The following is a 13,247-nucleotide window of genomic DNA, read 5'->3' as shown; positions in this document are numbered from 1 at the left end:
CCAGTCACATGATCCCTTGGCTCGACGGAGCGCAGCAGGGCGTGCGGCAGCGCAGCGTCCCTGACGGGGCGGGCGTGCGGGCGGGTTCAGCGGCCCAGCGCCCGCAACACCGCCTCGGCCATGGCGCGCTGCCCGGGGGCGTTGGGGTGCAGTGGCGCTGCGGGCGACGTGGGCAGGACTCCCTCGATCCAGGGGGACGGGGAGCAGCTGTCGTGGCCCCTGGTCGGGCCGAGGGTGTCGGCGTACGCGGCGCCCGCCGCGGCGGCGGCCCCGGCCGTCTTCTCGTTGAGTTCGCCGATGACGGAGCGCAGGAAGCGGAGGTCGCCGGTCGTGACGGGCAGCTTGCCCAGGCACGCCGACGGATCGTCGGGGAGCACCGACGGGTAGCCGACGACGACCACCTTCGCGCGGGGCGCCCTGGCGGACAGCGTGCGCAGGCCGTCGGTCAGCCGTGCCGCCGCCGAGTCGAGCCGCCTGCCGAGCGTGTCGCCGTAGAAGTCCCGGCAGGGCGATCCGAGGGGATCGGTCAGGGCGAGGCTCGTGCAGACGGCCACGACATCCACGAAGCCGACGTCGGAGGTGCCCATGTCGTTGCCGCCGAGCGTGAGGGTGACCAGGGACGTGTCGGACGTGACGGCATCGAGCTGAGGGCCGTTGACGACGGTCCCGGCGTCCGTCTGGGGCGTGGTGAGGGCGCTCACCTTGGCTCCGGTGCAGGTCCTGTCCACGTACGCGGACGGGGCGAGGGCCGCGGCGACGAGGTGGCCGTAGTTGCGGTCGGAGCGCAGGCACAGGCCCGCGGACTGGGCGGGGACCCCCGCCCCGGCGGCGTACGAGTCCCCGAGGGCCACGTACCTGGCCGTCCCGGCGGGCGCCGAGGGCGGGGCAGGGGCCGCGGCCTGCGCGGAGGCGGTGGCGGTGGCAAGGGTGAGGGCGGAGCCGACGAGCGCGGCACCGGCCAGGACGGAAACACGGCGGGCAGCACGGCGGGCGCTGTGGGGTGTTGCGGCTGTGGACACGGTTCCCCCTGAGGAGACAGCACGACGGAGCGGTCCGATACCGGCCGGTAACGTCCTCGTATCGTGCTGGCCGGACCCGGGCCCGGGCCATGTGCCGGCACACACACCCGCGCCGCCCCGCGTTGTCCCGGGGCACAATGCACCTTCCGCCGCACGCGGCCGTTTGTAGCCTGCGGGCATGAGCCGCACTCCCGACGCACCCGCCGAGATCGCGCCCGTGGCGGCCGCCTTGCTCACGCGCACCGAGGAGCTCGGCACCCGGATGGCCCGCCGCATCCGTGCCGAGGTGGCGTACTACCGGGGCGACGAGCACGTTCCCTTCGCGGAGCTGGCCGCATCGTGCCGGGGCAACTGCGAGCAGGTGCTCCGGCAGCTCGTCGACGGCCGGTGCGCGGAAGGGGCGCCGGCGCAGGAGACCGGACGCCAACGGGCACGCCGGGGAACGCCGCTGGCCGAGCTGCTGCACGCCTACCGCGTCGGCTCCGAGGTGCTGTGGTCCGCCATTGCCGCCGAGGCCCGCTCCACCCAGGGCCTCACCACCGAAACGATCATGTCGCTGGCCGCCTGGTGGGTGAACGGGGGCCTCGCGGCGTCGGCGAGCGACGCGTACCGGGAGGAGGCAGCCGAGATGGTGCTGCAGCGCGAACGGGAGCGTTCGGCGATGGTCGAGGCCCTGTTCACGGGCCTGCTCACCGACCGCACCACCCTCTGGGAAGCCGCCGACGTACTCGGCCTGCCGACCGGCGGCCCCTACGTCGTGGTCGCCGCCGAGGTGCCCGGCCCCGGCCGGGAGGCACTGCCCGGGATCGAGGCGCGCCTCCTCGCCGAACACCTGCGGTCGGCCTGGCGCCTGCTGCCGGACCTCCACGTCGGCGTGGTGGCCGTCCGCCGCCCGGGAGCCGACGACGCGGTCCTGCACGTCCTGCACCGGGCGGCGGCAGCCGTCCGCGTGGGCGTCAGCCCCTCGTACCGGGACCTGCGGGACACCCCCAGGGCCCTCAGGCTCGCCCGCCTGGCGCTCACCGGTGTCCGCGGCCGACCCGCGGGGGTCGCACGCTTCGACGACAGTCCGGCCGCCCTGCTGGTGGCCGCGGCCCCGGACGAGGCCGGCCGGATAGCCCGCGCCGTCCTCGAAGGGGTCCTGCGGCTGCCGGCCGACGAGCGGGACCGCCTGCTGGAGACCCTGGAGTGCTGGTTCGCTGCGGCAGGCTCGACGGCAGACGCGGCGCGGCTCCTGTACTGCCACCGCAACACCGTCCGCTACCGCCTGCGCCGGCTGGAGGAGCTGACGGGGCGCTCGCTGCGCGACCCCCGCGCGGTCGCCGACCTCGCCGTGGCACTCCACGCGCTGCGACTGATGCCCGACCCTGACCGCGCCCCGTAGGCGGACCGCGGCGTGCGCGGCCGGGGGTGCGTAGGGTGCCGGGGACGACACCGAGTCAGTGACGGGAAGGGCGCGGCCCCCGAGGCCCACACGTCCGACCTGTTCGCCGCGTGGAGGGCGCAGACGCGCTGACCGCTGCGGCACCCCGCCCGAGAACCTACGTGCGTACCGCGCTCAGTTGCGCCGCTGTCGATGCCATGCGGCTCGGGGGTTCCCAGGTCCACGTGCGGACGGAGCCGAATCTGGCCGCGACGACCAGGCCGGCGAGCGCGGGGAGGCCGGCGGGAAGCCACTTCTCGTGGGCGGAGAGGACGAGACGGCCACCCGGTCGCAGGACGCGGTGGAGTTCGGCGAGGGCGCCGGGTACGTCGGGCCAGAGGTGGAGGTTGTTGACGGAGATGACGACGTCGGCGGAGGCGTCGGGTTCACCGGTACGGGCGGCGGTGCCGAGGACGAGGCGGAGACGGCCCCGGGCGATCGGGGCCGCGCAGCGGCGGCGGGCCGCGGCGAGCATGAGTTCGGAGGGGTCGATGCCGACGACATGGGCCGAGCGCCGGGCGGCGGCTTCGAGCCCGACGCCCGGTCCCGGGCCGAGGACGATGACGACGTCGTGTTCGGCGGGCGCGGCGACGGCGACCGCATGGCGCTCGGTGGCGGCGTTGCCGTGGGCCATGAGCCGGCCGCCGAGACGGCCCGGCAAGCCGCTCGGCCGGCCGAACCCCTTGGTCAGGAGCCGCCGTGCGATGCTCTCCACCCCCTCATCGAAGCACACGCCGCCCCGCCGACGCGCGAGCCCGCCCAAGCGAACGATCACAAACGGTCTGTACCATTCCGCCCGCTTTCCCGGCAGTATGTGGCTCGTACATGCCACAACCAGGGGGGTTCTCCGCATGCGGAAGAGCATGGCCGCGGCCGCTGCCGCCGTCGCACTGGCAGGACTGATCACAGCCGCGGGGCCGGCCGGTGCCGCCGGCTGCACACCGGAACTCCGGACGCTGGACGCACTGTCCGCCGACGGGCCGACGCGCAGCGGGACGGTCCACGGCCTGGGCCGAGGCGACCTCGCGGTCGGCACGAGCAACGGTCTGCCGGTCTACTGGACCGGGTCCACCGCGCACGCCGTGCCGATGCCCGACGGCTGGACCGGGGGCACGGTCACCTCCGTCAGTGACAACGGCCTGATGGCCGGCACGCTGACGCGTGACTTCGACACCAGGGCCGCGTTCAGCTACCGGCCGGGCGACACCGCCGTCCGGCTGCTGACCACCCCGGGCCGTTACGGCGCGGCCGCCGCGGTCAGCGCGACCGGCCGGGTGGTCACCAGCGAGAACGGCGTCGCGAAGGAGTGGGCGAACGGCTCGGTGGTCCGCGAACTCCCGGCGCCCGCCGACGCCTATCCGAACAGCCGGCTCTCCGTCAGCTCGGTCAACAAGCGGGGGGACATCCTCGGCAACCTGTACAGCGAGTACTGGAACCAGGAGACCGACGAGATCGTCCTGCGCTCCCACCCGGTGGTCTGGCCGGCCAGCGGGTACCCGCCGTACAGCCTCCAGGCGTGGAACCAGGAGGCGCAGATGTACTCCACGGTCGGCAGCGCCATCGACAACCGCGGCCGCGTGGTCGGCCACGAGTGGACGGCCTGGCGCGAACTGCAGCACTTCCGGCCGGCGACCTGGAAGCAGCCGTACGACGCGCTCCCCACCGAGCCCGGCCGGCTGGCGGGAGAGGAGGAGCTGTCCCTGGAGGCCACCAGCCCCACCGGCGGGGCGGTGGTCGGCGCCGCCGTCTCCTTCGAGGAGGGCTGGCGGAAGAGCACGCAGCCCGCGTACTGGCCCGGGAAGGGACCGGTGCTGGCCCTTCCCGGCGGCTCCGGTCCGCGCCGCGGCAGCGCCCACGCGGTCACCGACGACGACCGGGTCGGCGGCAGCGTCCTCGACGAGAACGGGATCGGCCGGGCCACGGTGTGGACCTGCGCGAGCAAGCAGGCGTTCCTGCCGAAGCCTTGACACCCCGCGCGATCCGGCCAGGCAGGTCGTCGACCGGTGGGCGGCCCGGGCCGAGGCGCCGACGGCTCTCGGCCCGGGCCGCCATGCTCACCGGCTGCCGCATGTACCTGGAAGAGCCCCGGCTGCAGGCGGACGGCCGCCCCGCGGCACCTCGGGGTAGGGGAAACCCGACCCCGAAGTGTCCGTGTGGGTGGGCAGACCCGGTGGGGTGGCCGCGGCTGCAATGGGGGCATGACCTCCTCCCGACCCTCCTGGTGGGCCTTCGGCTGGCTGTGTGCAGCCGCCTGGGCGCTGTCGTTCCCGCTGGTGTCCACGCTGGCCACGCACCGGCTGTGGGGGTGGTGTGCGGCCGCCGGATACCTCGGCGCCGCCTGCGCCACCGGGCTGCGGCGGCCCCGCGCCGCCCTCGCGCTCGCGCTGGCCGGAGCGGTCGCCGTCCCGCTGCTGTATCTGGTGTGGACCGGGCAGGGCCAGTCGGAGGTCGCCGTCATCGAGCGGTCCGGCCGCCTGCTGCTGGACTCCGGCAGCCCGTACGTCGACCGGCCCGGCCGGGTCGAGGAATACACCCCGTACCTGCCGGGCATGGCGCTGTTCGGGATACCGCGGGCGCTGCTCGGGGAATCCGGCGGGCTGCCCCGGCTGCTCGGGGACGCCCGGATCTGGTGTGCCGCCGCGCTGCTCGGCGGGATGTGCGGCGGGCGACGGGTTCTCGGCGAACGCGGTGCCGGCCTCCGCGGCCTGATGCCGGTGCTGGTCGCCTCCCCGGTGGTGGCGCTCCCTCTGGCGGTGAGCGGGGTGGACCTGCCGCTGGCGGGGCTGTGCTGCCTGGCACTGGCCGCGGCCGCGACCGGACGGCCGGTGCTCGCCGGCTTCGCGCTGGCCGGTGCGTGTGCGGTGAAGTGGACGGCCTGGCCGGCCGTCCCGGTCGCGGTGGTGCTGCTGGCCGCGGTGTACGGGTGGCGGGCGGCCGTGCGGTGCGGGGCGGTCGCGGCGGCGGGAACGGCGGTGGCGGTGCTGCCGGCGGCCCTGCTGCAGCCCGCCGAACTGGTCCGGCAGGTGTTTGCGTTCCCGACCGGGCGGGCCGAGGTGGCGACTCCGGCGAGGAGCCCGCTGCCCGGCCGCCTGATCGGCGAACTCGGACCGTGGGGCTGGTGGGTGACGGTGGCCCTGCTGCTCCTCGGTGGTGCAGTGGTGGCCGTGTCGCTGGTGCTGCGGCCGCCGCGGACCGTGGTCGCCGCCGCAGACCGGCTGGCCGTCGGCCTGACGGTGGCGTTCCTGCTGGCCCCTGCGGGGCGCTTCGGCTACCTGGCGCTGCCGGTCCTGCTGGTGCTGTGGGCGCGGTCGGCCGCTCCGGCCGCGGTGCCGCTGCCGTCCCGGGTCGTCGCCGCCTCGCCCGCACCGGCGCGGGTTGCGCCCGCCGGACCGTACTCGCGCCCGCCGACCGGCCGCTGAGCACCCGGGGCAGGCCGTCCCGCGGCGGCCGTCAGCCGGCGGAGCCCCGCAGGTGGGCGAGGACGGCCAGGACCCGCCGATTGCCCTCCGCCGGGTCGAGCTCCAGCTTCATGAAGATGCTGCTCGCGTGCTTCACCACGGCCGCCTCGGTCACGAACAGCCGCGCCGCCACGGCCTGGTTGTTGAGCCCCTCCGCCATCAGCGCCAGCACCTCCCGTTCCCGCGGGGTGAGCCGGCCGAGCGGGTGGTCCGCCGGTCGGTGGTTCAGCAGCACGCGGATCACCTCCGGATCCAGTACCGTCTGCCCGCCGGCCACCCGTTGCAGCGCGTCGAGGAACTCGTCGACCTCGCCGACGCGGTCCTTCAGCAGGTAGCCGAGCCCGCCCGGGGCGGCCGTCCCGCCCGTCCGGCCGGCTCTCCCGCCGAACAGGCGCGCCGCGTACGCCGTCGCCACGTACTGGGACAGCACCAGCACCGGCAACGACGGGTCGGCGGCGCGCAGTTCCAGGGCCGCTCGCAGACCCTCGTCCCGGAAGTCGGGCGGCATCCGTACGTCCGTGACCACCACGTCGGGCCGTTCCGCGGCCACGGCCCGCACCAGCGCCTCCGCGTCGCCGACGGCCGCGACCACCTCGTGCCCGCTGCGGGACAGCACCTCGGTCAGCCCGGCCCGCAGCAGCACGGAATCCTCGGCCAGGATCAGCCGGAGCACGGCACCTCCACCCGCAGTACGGTCGGCCCGCCCACCGGGCTCGACACCACCAGTCTGCCCCGCAGCACGGCCAGCCGGTCCGCCAGCCCCACCAGGCCGGCGCCGGCGGCCGGTTCGGCGCCGCCGCGGCCGTCGTCCGTGACCGTGAGGGCCAGTTTCCCGTCCACGACCCGGCCCGCGACCTCCACTCGGCCGGCCCCGCTGTGTTTGGCCGCGTTGGCCAGGGCCTCCGCCACGCAGAAGTACGCGGTGGCCTCGACCGCATCGGGCAGCCGCGGCAGCCCGTCCAGTTCGGCCGTCACCGGAACCGGGTGCCGCAGCGCGAGTTCCGTGACTGCCGCCGCCAGACCGTGATCGGTCAGCACCTGCGGATGGATGCCCCGCACCAGCTCCCGGAGCTGGGCCAGGGCCTGCTTGGCCTCCGCCCGCCCCCGGGCGACCAGTTCGGCCGCCTCCTGCGCCTCCGGCCTCCCGCGCAGCTCCCGTTCGGCCAGCCCCAGCGTCATGCTCAGGGCCACCAGCTGCTGCTGGGCGCCGTCGTGCAAGTCCCGTTCGATCCGACGCCGTTCGGCTTCGAAGGCGTCGACGAGCCGGACCCGGGAGCGGGTCAGCTCCACCACCCGGACGTCCTCCTCGCGCGGCCCGAGGAGGGCTCGTGCCAGACGCACCTGCGTGCCGGTGATCAGTCCGCCCGCGTACGCCGCGAGGACCAGCCCGAGCAGTCCGGCAGCGGTGCCGCCCAGGGCCTCCAGGGGGCCGGAGACGGCGCGCCCGGGGATCAGCATCACCGTTTCCGGTGCCAGCACCCACACGATGACGGGGCTCGCGACCAGCGCCGCGGAGAAGGCGAGCAGGGCGGTCACCCCGAGTCCGGCCGGCCCGAACACCGCGGCGAGCAGGGCGGCGTACCCCAGCTCGCGCCAGGTGGCCCGTTCCCGCAGCCGGGTCCGCAGCCGGCTCATCGGCCCGGCACCGGCCGCCGGGGCGTGCGGGTCCGCGACCCGCTCCGGCTCCACCAGCCGCAGCCGCCGCCGCTCCAGCGCGCCGACGGGTACGGCGGTCAGGACCGCGGCGGTGAGCAGCAGCAGCCCGATGCCCAGCCAGGACAGCAGCACCCCGGCGACGAGCAGCACAGCGAGCACGGCCAGCACCGCGTACCCCACCAGGGCCCCGGAGGCCAGGTGGAGCCAGCAGCGCCACGGCCACGACGACAGCAGGAACCGCCCAGGTCGGCTCCTCACCGCCGTCCCGAGCCGGACGGGCGCGGGCAGTTCGGGCATGCGTCGGTCCTCCGGTGCGGCGGTGGGTCTCACCGTGACCCTATGTCAGGGCACCGGCGCCGGGAGCGGCGGGCGGAGTCGCCTTGCGACACGGTGCCGGACCACGACGTGCGCGTCAGAGAGGTCGGGGGATCCTGGCGGACCCGCCGTCGGCAGGGGCGTGAAGGGGAGGCCCGCGCGGCCTCGGCGGCTCGCCGACCGACCGCCCGCGCGCGCCGGAGCGGACGAGGTCGGCTGCGCGGCAGCCGGACGGCCAAGTCGTCCCCCAGGCGCCACATTCCTGGCCCGCGGACACCTGGCCCAGTGCCAGCCCCCGGCCAGGTCCGGGTGCTGCTCCCGCAACAGCGAGCGCACCGTCTCCTCATCCTCATCGACATCCTCATCGACATCGACATCGACATCGGCATCGCCCTTGCCCGACGAGGCTACTTGGCGGTCGCCGCATGCGGGCGGCCCCACCCGGCCGCGGGCCGGCGCCGGCCCGTCACCCGGACGGCGCCCCACCGGGGGCGGCGTGTCGTGCGGCCCGTCACAGTGTGGTCGCGCCCTGTTTTTTGCACGGTCGCCGGGAAGGAGCGCACACGAGCTCCGCCCCGGTCGGATGAAAGGAAGACCATGATGCGCAACGACTTCGCCAGCACGGACCAGCCCGAAGAGGCCAGGCGCACCACCCCTCGTCCCGGGCCGGCCGAGAACGTCCGCCGCAGCGCCGAGAACAGGCCGGACCCCGCGGTCGAGGAGCACATCATCCTGGGCGAGGACTGACCCACCGCCGGCCGTCCGTCCGCCGGGCGGCCGGATCGCTCCCGGCGGCCGTGGGGATGTGCGGGGCGCGCACCGTGTCGTCGGCCGTCCTTGATCGTTCGAGAGGGTGTGGAATGCAGCGCTGCCCGGGTGCGGGCGATCGGCCGGGCAACGGTGGCCCTCGTGCTCACTGTGCTGTGCGCCTCGGGCTGCAGGGAAGCGCCCCGGCCTGCCCTGCCCACCTCGGAGCAGGGCCGCAGTGACCTGATCAAAGCCGCTCAGCAGGTGCTGGTCGACCGCTGCCTCACCGCCCGTGGCGCGGTCGGCCCGCCTCCCCGGGAGGAGGCGCTGTTCGGCACCGACCCTGCCGAACTGTCGATCACCCTGGCCACCGGCCACACCGTCCGTACCCACACCGACGGCTGTCTCTCCGAGGCGCACCGCTTCCTCTACGGCGACCAGGCCCGCTGGTTCCGCGCCGAGGTCACCGTCAACAACCTGCGCGCTGAGGCCCAGGCCCGCCTCCGCGAGGATCCCGCTTACCGGGAGGCCCTCGCCCGCAGGGCGGCGTGCGAAGACCAGGACGCCGACTGCATCCGCAGGAGCGGCCTGGAGGAGCTGCGGAACCGGCTCGAGCCCGCCCGGCTCGCCCAGGTCCGCGCCGCGCACCGCGAGGAACTCACCACCTACGACCGGCTGCGCGACCGCGCACTGCACCGCGCGGCCGGCCTGCTGGCCCAACCCTCCACCTCTCACCGGAAAGGCAACGTCTCCTGATGAACCCCACGAAGAAGAGCAAGCTGCTCACTGCCGCCGCCGCGGCATTCCTCGTCCTCACCGGCGGCCTGGCCGCGGCCGGACCGGCCGGGGCGGTGGACTGCCCGAGCGGCGAGTTCTGCGCCTGGGAACACGCCGACTTCAAGGGGCAGCGCGCCAACTGGAGCGGCGATGACGGCTGGTGGGAGAGCTGGATCGCCGACGAGGACTCCTCCTGGGCCAACCACGGCATCTCCGGCCCCGGCATCAAGGACCACGTGAAGGTGTACTCCAGTGCACAGCAGGGTGGGCACATGACCATCTGCCTCACCCCCGGTCAGGAGGTCGGCTACAACAGCGCGGCCAACGACAGCGGCGACTCGCACACCTGGGCCATGAGCTGCTGAACACCGACACCCGCTGTCGACCCCTGCGGCCGGTACGCCACCCGGGCCTCGACGAGCAGGCCGGCCGGCAGCGGGTAGCGGGTAGCGGGTGAAGCCGCCGGGGGTGTGAGCGGTGGAGCGGGTTACGCCACTCGGCCCGTCCGCCGGGGCCGCGGGTGTGCGTTCAGGAGCGCCCACACGCGCCGGCCGTCCTCACCGATGTCGCTGCCGCAGGTGTGCACGCTCGGCACGGTCGCGAGGTCGCCGAGCAGGTGCTGCTCACCTCGGCCCCCGGCGACGCGGTGGCTGAGGACGAGGACGAGGACGGACCGGTCCTGGTCCGCGAGGTGCACGCTGACCCGCTTCCCGCCGTCCGCGACGACCGTGCCCACGAGCAGCCGCATCACCTCGTCCAGGTCGTCCGCGTCCAACTCGCCGTACCCCCAGCCGCGGACCGTGGCCAGGGCCTCCACGGCGGCCTTCTTCACCGCCCACTCGTCCGACCGGTACACCAGCGCGGCCGTCTGCCGGTTCCGCACCGCCAGCCGCGCCCGCTCCCGGGACGGCGGCTTCGGCTCCGCGTCCGGCCCCGGGCCCGTGCCCTCCGCGACATCGCTCATGCGGCCACGCTACGCCGCGGGCGGAGGACGCCGAGGCGAAACCAGCGGATTGGACGCCTCCGGGCTACGTGCCGAGCCGAACCTCGAGGCGATCCGCATGCCCGGGGCATCCCTGACTCCATGCCGGCCGTCTTCATGGCGATCGGGACGCCGCAGAGCACCCCTTGTCGAGCTCGTACAGCGCGCGGCGGTGTTCCGGGGTGTCGCCGAGCGCGGCGAGCGTGGCCAGGCGGATGCCGCCCGCCTGACCACGCGTCGAAGGGACCGGAAACGCGCCGTGTCGAGGGCGCCGGGACGTCCGGTGGTCGGGCTTTCACCCGCGGTCAGTCACGTGTCTCCTCGAAGATGCGGTCCAGGTGGTGGTGCAGGACGGCGATGGCCGACTCGGGCGTGCGCTGGCCGACGATGACGCTCGTCCCCATGGTGGCGGTCATGGCGAGCAGGCTGATCGCCTCCGTGCGCGCGTCGATGCCCGGGTCCGCCAACCCGGCTTCCTGCGCCTTGAGGAGCATGCCGGTCACGGCGTCCTCGGCGGCGTTGGGATTGTCGATGAACGGCTGGGCGGCCAGCCCTTCGTCGGTCACCGACAGGATCGCGTACGAGGTGTACAGGAGGTGGAAGGTGCGGCTCTCCTCGTCGGTGGGCAGGGAGGCCAGCAGCAGCGCCTCGACGGTCGCGCGCGGGCCCCGATCGGGGGCGGCGGCCAGGCGCGCGCCGACGCGTGCGGTGTAGCGGTCGGTGAGGTGCCGGAGCCCGTGGAAGAGCAGGTTCTCCTTGGTCTGGAAGTAGTACTGCACGAGCCGCAGTGACACCCCCGCCTCGGCGGCCACGTCGCGCATCCCGACCGCGTGCAGTCCGCGGCGGCCGGCCACGCGGATGAGGGCCTCGGCGATCTGTGTCCGGCGTTCCTCGTGGTCCACGCGTTTCGGCATGTGTTGTCTCCGCCCGTCCTCGGTGCATCTCGCGCCCGGCTCCCCGGACCTTTTCATGATACCGCCGTACCATCTTTGTGGTACGTTCGTATTACGAAGAACGGATTCCAGGAGGTACCCGTGACCGGAACCACGACGCGACCCGGCGCCCGCCGTGACATCGGCCGCTATGTCAACGACACCTTGCGCGACCGCTACTTCGCCGCCTCGGACGTCCTCCTCGCGATGGGCGCCCCCATCCGCTCCGAGACGGACGTCGAGACCAGCTTCGGCACCACCCACGTCTACCGGTACGGTCCTGCGGACCCCGCCGCCGAGGCGCGCACTCCCGTCGTCCTGATACACGGCTCGGGCGGCTGCTCCGCGATGTGGTACCCCAACACCCCCGCTCTCAGCGCCGAACGCCCGGTCTACGCCCTCGACACCCCCGGCGATCCCGGCCGAAGCGTGCAACGCGAGCCGATGTGGCAGCCCGAGCGCGCCGCCCAATGGCTCGACGAAGCCCTCGACGCGCTCGGCCTCGACCGCGTCCACCTCGTCGGCTCCTCCTACGGCGGCTGGCTCGTCATCAACCAGGCGCATCTCAGGCCCGGCCGACTCGCCTCGGTCACCGCCCTCGACCCGGGCGGCCTGGAGAAGGTCGGCCTGCGGTTCTTCGTGTGGATCTTCGCCAGCCTCTTCGCCACCTTCGCCCCGAAGGCGCTGCGCCCGGCTCTGGCCAAGTGGCTGGAGCAGCCGGTCCTCGTCGTTCCCGAGCTGCGCGCGTGGATCCACGCGGGCGTGAAGGCCTTCCGGATCCGCCGGCCTGCGCCGCTGCCGCTGACCGAGGACGAGCTGCGCTCCATCCGGACGCCGTTCTACCTGATCATGGGCAAGCGCAGCCTGCTCCTGCGGCCGAAGGTGCAGCTGGAGCGCGTACCGCGGCTGATCTCCGGCGCTCGCGCCGAGATCATCGCCCAGACGGGCCACGGACCGTCGATCGACCACCCCGACGTGGTCAACGCCCGGATGCTGGGCTTCATGGCGGACGTCGACTCCCTCGACCCGGCGGCGGCCCGCGGTCCCGCGCAGGCGTAACGGGTCGCAGCGGACCGGCCTCGCGCACCGGTCGCCCCATGGCGGCGCAGGCCGCACCGGCCCGACGGCCTCCGCGGGCCCGGCGCGGCTGCGGCCGCCCGCACCTCCCGCGGTCCGGTCCCCCCGCCCCATCCGGGATGGCCGCCGAGGACCGGGGTCAGGGTTCGATGAGGCCGACGCGGATGGCGTAGCGGGTGAGTTCCAGGCGGTCGTTCAGGCCCAGTTTCTGGAGCATGTTGGCGCGGTGGCGTTCGACCGTCTTCGGGCTGATGACGAGGAGGTCGGCGATCTGCCGGGAGGTGTGGCCCTCGGCGACGAGCTTGAGGATCTCCTCCTCGCGGTCGGTGATCGGCCTGTCGGGCAGCGACGCCCCCGAGCGGGCCCGTTCCAGGTAGCTGCGGATCAGGGCCGACTCCGCGCCCGGGTAGATGAAGGGCTCGTCGCGCAGGGCGGCCCGGCAGGCCTCCACGAGGTCGCGGTCGGCGACGGACTTGGGGACGTACCCGTTGGCGCCGACGCGCAGCGCTTCGAAGAAGTACTGCTCGTTGTCGTACATGGTCAGCATCAGGATCCGCAGGCCGGGCCGGATACGGGCCAGCTCCCGGGCCGCCTGGAGGCCGGTGGTGCGGGGCATGGCGATGTCGAGGACGGCGAGGTCCAGGCCGGAGTCCGCGCGGGCGGCCGCGATGGCCTCCGCGCCGTCACCTGCTTCCGCGACCACCTCCAGGTCGGGTTCCGCGTTCAGGATCAGCCGCACACCGCTCCGTACGAGCGCGTGGTCGTCGACGAGGAGGATCCGGGCGGGCGGGCCGGCAGCGGGTGCGGTCATCGCTCGTTTCCTGGAGTGGATGTGGATGTGGATGGGGATGGGGCTGTGGG

At 74.4% G+C, this 13,247-nt stretch carries 14 protein-coding genes; 7 read left to right on the top strand and 7 right to left on the bottom strand.

Annotated features, from left to right (window positions below; all coding sequences use genetic code 11):
- Positions 1 to 86: 86 nt before the first annotated feature.
- The gene (locus HYE82_RS09915) at positions 87 to 1,019 is read right to left on the bottom strand and encodes an SGNH/GDSL hydrolase family protein (RefSeq protein WP_309144254.1); all 933 of its coding nucleotides are present in this window, start codon (positions 1,017 to 1,019) and stop codon (positions 87 to 89) included.
- A 178-nt stretch (positions 1,020 to 1,197) separates the two neighbouring features.
- Here HYE82_RS09915 and HYE82_RS09910 point away from each other — a divergent pair, with 178 nt between their 5' ends.
- Positions 1,198 to 2,403, top strand: coding sequence for a CdaR family transcriptional regulator (locus tag HYE82_RS09910; protein ID WP_179173586.1), 1,206 nt, complete (start codon positions 1,198 to 1,200; stop codon positions 2,401 to 2,403).
- Positions 2,404 to 2,560: 157 nt separating this feature from the next.
- Here HYE82_RS09910 and HYE82_RS09905 read toward each other — a convergent pair whose 3' ends face one another.
- A complete protein-coding gene (locus tag HYE82_RS09905) occupies positions 2,561 to 3,157 on the bottom strand; it encodes a class I SAM-dependent methyltransferase (RefSeq protein WP_218782444.1) in 597 nt (198 codons plus the stop codon).
- Between the two features lie 136 nt (positions 3,158 to 3,293).
- Between HYE82_RS09905 and HYE82_RS09900 the strand changes: the two genes are divergently transcribed.
- Both HYE82_RS09900 and HYE82_RS09895 read left to right on the top strand, forming a co-directional pair.
- Positions 3,294 to 4,409, top strand: coding sequence for a hypothetical protein (locus HYE82_RS09900; protein ID WP_179173584.1), 1,116 nt, complete (start codon positions 3,294 to 3,296; stop codon positions 4,407 to 4,409).
- A gap of 231 nt (positions 4,410 to 4,640) precedes the next feature.
- Positions 4,641 to 5,861, top strand: a complete 1,221-nt coding sequence (locus HYE82_RS09895) for a glycosyltransferase 87 family protein (RefSeq protein ID WP_179173583.1) — start codon at positions 4,641 to 4,643, stop codon at positions 5,859 to 5,861.
- 31 nt (positions 5,862 to 5,892) lie between these two features.
- Here the strand turns inward: HYE82_RS09895 and HYE82_RS09890 are convergent, their stop codons facing one another.
- Positions 5,893 to 6,573 carry a response regulator transcription factor gene (locus HYE82_RS09890; protein WP_179173582.1) on the bottom strand — a complete coding sequence of 227 codons (681 nt, stop codon included), beginning with the start codon at positions 6,571 to 6,573 and terminating at the stop codon, positions 5,893 to 5,895.
- Positions 6,561 to 7,853 (bottom strand): sensor histidine kinase, encoded by a 1,293-nt coding sequence (locus HYE82_RS09885; RefSeq protein WP_179173581.1) that lies wholly within the window; start codon positions 7,851 to 7,853, stop codon positions 6,561 to 6,563. Before HYE82_RS09885 ends, HYE82_RS09890 begins: the two co-directional genes overlap by 13 nt.
- 615 nt (positions 7,854 to 8,468) lie before the next feature.
- Between HYE82_RS09885 and HYE82_RS09880 the strand changes: the two genes are divergently transcribed.
- The 3 genes from HYE82_RS09880 (at position 8,469) to HYE82_RS09870 (ending at position 9,760) form a co-directional block, all read left to right on the top strand.
- Positions 8,469 to 8,618 carry a hypothetical protein gene (locus HYE82_RS09880; RefSeq protein WP_179173580.1) on the top strand — a complete coding sequence of 50 codons (150 nt, stop codon included), beginning with the start codon at positions 8,469 to 8,471 and terminating at the stop codon, positions 8,616 to 8,618.
- Between the two features lie 162 nt (positions 8,619 to 8,780).
- Entirely contained in the window at positions 8,781 to 9,374 is a 594-nt protein-coding gene (locus tag HYE82_RS09875) for a hypothetical protein (protein WP_309144253.1), read from the top strand.
- Positions 9,374 to 9,760 (top strand): peptidase inhibitor family I36 protein, encoded by a 387-nt coding sequence (locus HYE82_RS09870; protein WP_179173579.1) that lies wholly within the window; start codon positions 9,374 to 9,376, stop codon positions 9,758 to 9,760. The genes HYE82_RS09875 and HYE82_RS09870 overlap by 1 nt, the downstream gene beginning before the upstream one ends.
- Positions 9,761 to 9,882: 122 nt before the next feature.
- Here HYE82_RS09870 and HYE82_RS37875 read toward each other — a convergent pair whose 3' ends face one another.
- A complete protein-coding gene (locus HYE82_RS37875; protein ID WP_256987046.1) occupies positions 9,883 to 10,359 on the bottom strand; it encodes a hypothetical protein in 477 nt (158 codons plus the stop codon).
- Between the two features lie 323 nt (positions 10,360 to 10,682).
- The gene (locus HYE82_RS09860; protein WP_179173578.1) at positions 10,683 to 11,291 is read right to left on the bottom strand and encodes a TetR/AcrR family transcriptional regulator; all 609 of its coding nucleotides are present in this window, start codon (positions 11,289 to 11,291) and stop codon (positions 10,683 to 10,685) included.
- A 120-nt stretch (positions 11,292 to 11,411) separates the two neighbouring features.
- On the opposite strand from HYE82_RS09860, the gene HYE82_RS09855 reads away from it, so the two are divergent.
- Positions 11,412 to 12,368, top strand: coding sequence for an alpha/beta fold hydrolase (locus HYE82_RS09855; RefSeq protein WP_179173577.1), 957 nt, complete (start codon positions 11,412 to 11,414; stop codon positions 12,366 to 12,368).
- 157 nt (positions 12,369 to 12,525) lie between these two features.
- Here HYE82_RS09855 and HYE82_RS09850 read toward each other — a convergent pair whose 3' ends face one another.
- The gene (locus tag HYE82_RS09850) at positions 12,526 to 13,197 is read right to left on the bottom strand and encodes a response regulator transcription factor (RefSeq protein ID WP_179173576.1); all 672 of its coding nucleotides are present in this window, start codon (positions 13,195 to 13,197) and stop codon (positions 12,526 to 12,528) included.
- Positions 13,198 to 13,247 lie beyond the last annotated feature (50 nt).

Origin of the sequence: Streptomyces sp. BR123 (assembly GCF_013401435.1) — a bacterium.
Classification (GTDB): Bacteria; Actinomycetota; Actinomycetes; order Streptomycetales; family Streptomycetaceae; genus Streptomyces.
This window is presented reverse-complemented; position numbering and strand designations above follow the sequence as displayed.